This window comes from Achromobacter sp. UBA5777 (assembly GCF_002418565.1).
Lineage (GTDB): Bacteria > Pseudomonadota > Gammaproteobacteria > Burkholderiales > Burkholderiaceae_B > Achromobacter > Achromobacter animicus.
In genome coordinates, this window is record NZ_DIEJ01000283.1 from 435 (window position 1) to 5,019 (window position 4,585).

A 4,585-nucleotide genomic window follows, 5' to 3' on the forward strand; every position below is an offset into this window, starting at 1 on the left:
TGGCCGATTCAGGCGCAGCAAACCCCGCCTTGAGGAAAAACGAATTCACACGCCCGACGGCTTGCGGGCATGCTTCAGGCTGTAAAAACACCACCAGAGGAACTCGGCATGACATCTACAGATCCGGCCGCGTGGATCGGCAGCGGCGAACGCAAATCGGACGCCATGGATCCCGGCCACGCCGCCCGTATCGCCGCCACCCTGGGCGGACCGGTGCCGGCCGAGGGCGATGACCTGCCGCCGCTATGGCAATGGGCATTCTTCATTTCCACGGTCGGCATGGACGGGTTGGGGACGGATGGGCACCCGTCACGCGGCGGGTTCCTGCCACCCGCGCAGGACCGCAACCGCATGTGGGCGGGCAGCCGGGTCGAATTCCGCCAGCCGCTCAAGGTCGGCGTGCCTGCCGAGCGCGTGTCCACCGTGGCCGAGGTCAAGGAAAAGACCGGCCGGACCGGCTCCCTGCTGTTTGTGACCGTGCGGCATGAATACCGGCAGTCGGGCGAAGTGGCCATCCTGGAAGAACAGGACATCGTGTACCGCCAGCCCACGCCGCCCAAACTGACGGGCAGCGAGCCGGCGCCGCAGGCGCAATGGCGCGACACCGTCGATCCCACGTCGGTGCTGCTGTTCCGCTATTCGGCCGTCACGTTCAACGGCCATCGCATCCACTACGACCATCCCTATGTCACCGGCGTCGAAGGCTATCCCGGCCTGGTCGTCCACGGCCCGCTCATCGCCACCGAGATGGTTGCCGCCTTTGTGCGGGCGCATCCCAAGGCCCGCCTCACACATCTTGCCTACCGCGGCTTGCGCCCGCTGATTTCCCCCGCGCCCTTCCAGGTCGCCGGCTGCCTGTCCGAGCCGGGCGTCGCCCAGCTTTGGGCCGAGCAGGACGGCACGCTGGCCCATCAAGCCGAATTGAGGTTCACCGAATGAACATGCAGGCCTCCCGCCCGCTGGACGGTATCACCGTCGTCAGCCTGGAACACGCCATCGCCGCACCTTTCTGCACCCGCCAGCTGGCGGACATGGGCGCGCGCGTCATCAAGATCGAACGCCCCGGGACCGGCGACTTCGCCCGCGGCTACGACGAGCGCGTGCGAGGGCTGTCCTCGCACTTCGTCTGGACCAACCGCTCCAAGGAAAGCCTGACGCTGGACCTCAAGCGCGACGAAGCCGGCGGCATCATGGACCGTCTGCTGGAATCGGCCGACGTGCTGGTGCAGAATCTGGCGCCTGGCGCCGCGGCGCGCCTGGGCCTGTCGTTCGAAGCCCTGCACCAGAAATACCCGCGCCTCATCGTCTGCGACATCTCGGGCTACGGCGAGGGCGGTCCCTATCAGGACAAGAAGGCCTACGACCTCCTCATCCAGAGCGAAAGCGGCTTCCTGTCGGTCACCGGCACGAAGGACGATCCGGTCAAGGCAGGATGTTCCATCGCGGACATCGCCGCGGGCATGTACGCCTATTCGGCCATCCTGAACGCGCTGCTGTTGCGCCAGCGCACGGGCCTGGGCAGCCGCCTGGACGTGTCCATGCTGGAAAGCATGGTCGAGTGGATGGGGTTCCCCATGTACTACGCCTTCGACGGCGCGGCGCCGCCCGTGCGCGCGGGTGCGGCGCATGCGTCCATCTATCCTTACGGCCCATTCCCCGTGGGCGGCGGTTCGACCATCATGCTGGGCCTGCAGAACGAACGCGAATGGCGCGTCTTCTGCGCGCAGGTGCTGCGCCAGGCCGAGTTGGCCGAAGATCCGCGTTTCATCTCCAATTCGCTGCGCACCGCCAACCGCGACGCGCTGCGCGCGCTGATCGTGGCCGCGTTTGCCGACCTGTCCATCGAGCAGGTGACGCAACGCCTGGAAGACGCGCAGATCGCCAATGCGCGCGTCAACGACATGGCCGGCGTGTGGGCGCATCCGCAATTGCAGGCGCGCCAGCGCTGGAGCGAGGTCGACAGCCCCGCCGGCATGCTGCCGGCGCTGCTGCCGCCCGCCACCAGCAACGCCTTCACGGCGCACATGGGGGCGGTGCCCGCAGTGGGCCAAAACACCGATGCGGTGCTAGCATCTCTGGGATACGCGCCAGATCAGGTGGCGCAGTTCCATGCCTCGGAGGTCGTGTGACACATCCCGTCGTTCGTAGCGCCCTGTTTGTGCCGGCCTCGCGGCCCGAACGCATCCCCAAAGCGCTGGCTGCGGGCGCTGACGCCGTCATCGTCGACCTGGAAGACGCCGTGGAGCATCTGGCCAAGGCGTCGGCCCGCGAAGCCCTGTGCGATTTCCTGGGCTTGAATCGCGAGGCCCGGCTCTGGGTGCGCATCAACGACGCCTCCACCTCCTGGCACGACGACGATCTGAAGGCCTGCCGCGGCAGGGCCGGCGTGGGGGGCATTTTGCTGCCCAAGGCCGAAAGCATGATGCAGGTGCGGCACGCTGCCCAGACCGGCTGTCCCGTGATTCCCATTCTTGAAACCGCGCAGGGCATCCTCAATGCCGGCGAGATCGCCGCTACGCCCGGCGTCGCGCGGCTGGCGTTTGGCAGCCTGGATTACGGCCTGGACCTGGGCCTGACGCCCGACACGCCGGGTTCGGAAACCGTGCTGGACCACGCCCGGGTGCAGGTGCTGCTGCATACCCGTGCCGCGGGCCTGGCGCCTGCGTTGGATGGCGTCTTTCCCGGTGTGCAGGATCAGGCCGGGCTGGCTGCGGCAGCCGGCCGTGCGCAGCAGATGGGTTTTGGCGGCATGCTGTGCATCCATCCCACGCAAGTTCCCGTCATCCACGCCGCCTTCGTGCCGGCCCAGCATGAGCTCGACTGGGCGCGGCGGGTCATCGCCGCGCACCGCGACACGGCCGCGGGCACGTTCATGCTGGATGGCAAGATGGTCGACGCACCTGTCATCGCACGAGCGCGGCTGGTGCTGGCGCAGGCGGGCGAATCCGCGCGCGGCTGAATCCCGCGCCGGCGCCTCGTCCAGACCCTGCGCCGAGGCGCCCCGCGCATACAACCTGACAAGGCGGGCCCATGGGCGAGGCGCTCTTCATCGGACATACCTACATCGACGTCACCGTGCTGGCCGACGAATGGCCCACGGGCGACCAGAAAAGCGTGGCGCGCGACTACGCGGTCTCGTTCGGCGGCAATGCGGTGACGGCGGCGTTTGCCTGCGCGCGGCTGGGATTGCCGCCCGATCTGATCTGCTCGCTGGCGCCCGACTGGCTGGGCCACATGTACTCGGACATGGCGGCTGCGCACGGCGTCACGCTGCACGCGCGCCAGGTGCGGCGCTCCTCGCTGTCGTTCATCATGCCCAACCATGGCAAGCGCGCCATCGTCCGCGCGCGTGACGCAGGCTATCTGAACGACTTTCCCCGGCTGGATATCGGCGGCTACCGCGCCCTGCATCTGGACGGCCATCAGCCCGACGCCGCGCTGCACTACGCGCGCGCCTGCCGTCAGGCCGGCGTGCTGACGTCGCTGGACGGCGGTGGCATGCGCGAGAACACCGACGAACTGCTGCGCTACATCGACGTGGCGGTCTGCGCCGAACGCATGTGCGAGCAGCTTGACCTGTCGCCCGAAGGGCTGCTGGATCTGCTCAAGGCGCGCGGCTGCCGCATCGGTGCGGTGACGCTCGGCGAGCGCGGCATGCTGTGGTACGACGAGACGGGGCGCGTCGACACGCTGCCGTCGCTGGACGTGCCGGCTGCGCGCATCATCGACACGTCGGGCGCGGGCGACGTGTTTCACGGCGCTTATGTGTGGTCCTACCTGACGCGGCCGGAACAGCCCTGGATCGAGCACTTCACGTTTGCGCGGGCGGCCTCCGCGCACAAGATCCAGCATCTGGGGAACGAGGCGGGGCTGCCGGGCGTGGAAGACGTCGAGCGGGCGATGATGGCGTTTACGCCGAAGGCGTGATGCCGGAGCACGCAGCGCGTGTGCCGCGTGATTGAACGGGCGCGTACCGGGCCGCAGGGTTGAAAAGCGCGTGGCGCCGCACAAATCGGCCAGGGGCGCATGGCGCCGCGCGGCTGATAACGCGCTCAGGGCGCGATGCGTTCGATCGGCTGGTCGTGGATCGCCCCGATCCACGCGTCAAGCGGCTGACCTTGCACGGACAGGCCGGGCGCAAGATCGCGCAGCGGCAGCAGCACGAAGGCGCGCAGATGCAGGCGGGGATGCGGCAGGATCAGCCGCGCGTCGTCCAGCCGCGCATCGCCGTGCAGCAGCAGATCCAGATCGAGGGTGCGGGGGGCATTGCGGAAGGGGCGCAGGCGGCCGTGTTCGTTTTCGAGCGCCTGCAGGACGTCCAGCAATGCCAGCGGCGCCAGGACGGTGTCCACGGCCGCCACGGCGTTGATGAAGTCGGGGCCGGTGGCGTCCACCGGCGCGCTGCGGTAGAACGGCGAGGCCGTTACCCCGGTGATGCCGGGGGTGGCCTGCAACTGCGCCAGGACCTGGCGCAGGGTGGCCGCGCTGTCGCCCAGGTTGGCGCCCAGGCCGATGTAGGCGCGCACGGACGGCTGCGGCATGGGGTTACTCGCTGGCGGGCGCGCTGCGCGGTCCGCTGCGGCGC

Annotated in this window: 5 protein-coding genes; 4 read left to right on the forward strand and 1 reads right to left on the reverse strand. The window is 68.8% G+C overall.

The window, feature by feature from the left end; all coding sequences use genetic code 11:
• Nucleotides 1-108 precede the first annotated feature (108 nt).
• The 4 genes from B3446_RS24670 to B3446_RS24685 all read left to right on the forward strand — a co-directional run bounded on the left by B3446_RS24670 (nucleotide 109) and on the right by B3446_RS24685 (nucleotide 3,927).
• Nucleotides 109-939 (forward strand): FAS1-like dehydratase domain-containing protein, encoded by an 831-nt coding sequence (locus tag B3446_RS24670; RefSeq protein ID WP_291386368.1) that lies wholly within the window; start codon nucleotides 109-111, stop codon nucleotides 937-939.
• The gene (locus B3446_RS24675; protein WP_191578910.1) at nucleotides 936-2,129 is read left to right on the forward strand and encodes a CaiB/BaiF CoA transferase family protein; all 1,194 of its coding nucleotides are present in this window, start codon (nucleotides 936-938) and stop codon (nucleotides 2,127-2,129) included. Before B3446_RS24670 ends, B3446_RS24675 begins: the two co-directional genes overlap by 4 nt.
• Nucleotides 2,126-2,959: an HpcH/HpaI aldolase/citrate lyase family protein gene (locus B3446_RS24680; protein WP_291386371.1), complete on the forward strand. Its 834-nt coding sequence runs from the start codon at nucleotides 2,126-2,128 to the stop codon at nucleotides 2,957-2,959. Before B3446_RS24675 ends, B3446_RS24680 begins: the two co-directional genes overlap by 4 nt.
• A gap of 71 nt (nucleotides 2,960-3,030) precedes the next feature.
• Nucleotides 3,031-3,927, forward strand: a complete 897-nt coding sequence (locus tag B3446_RS24685; RefSeq protein WP_291386372.1) for a sugar kinase — start codon at nucleotides 3,031-3,033, stop codon at nucleotides 3,925-3,927.
• A 125-nt stretch (nucleotides 3,928-4,052) separates the two neighbouring features.
• On the opposite strand, the gene B3446_RS24690 is transcribed toward B3446_RS24685, so the two are convergent.
• On the reverse strand, nucleotides 4,053-4,541 hold the full coding sequence (locus B3446_RS24690) for a 2-amino-4-hydroxy-6-hydroxymethyldihydropteridine diphosphokinase (RefSeq protein ID WP_291386374.1): 489 nt from the start codon (nucleotides 4,539-4,541) through the stop codon (nucleotides 4,053-4,055).
• Nucleotides 4,542-4,585 lie beyond the last annotated feature (44 nt).

Coding starts and splice junctions, on each gene's coding strand:
- B3446_RS24675 (WP_191578910.1), top strand. CDS start 936: ATGAACATGCAGGCCTCCCGCCCGCTGGACGGTATCACCGTCGTCAGC.
- B3446_RS24690 (WP_291386374.1), bottom strand. CDS start 4,541: ATGCCGCAGCCGTCCGTGCGCGCCTACATCGGCCTGGGCGCCAACCTG.
- B3446_RS24670 (WP_291386368.1), top strand. CDS start 109: ATGACATCTACAGATCCGGCCGCGTGGATCGGCAGCGGCGAACGCAAA.
- B3446_RS24685 (WP_291386372.1), top strand. CDS start 3,031: ATGGGCGAGGCGCTCTTCATCGGACATACCTACATCGACGTCACCGTG.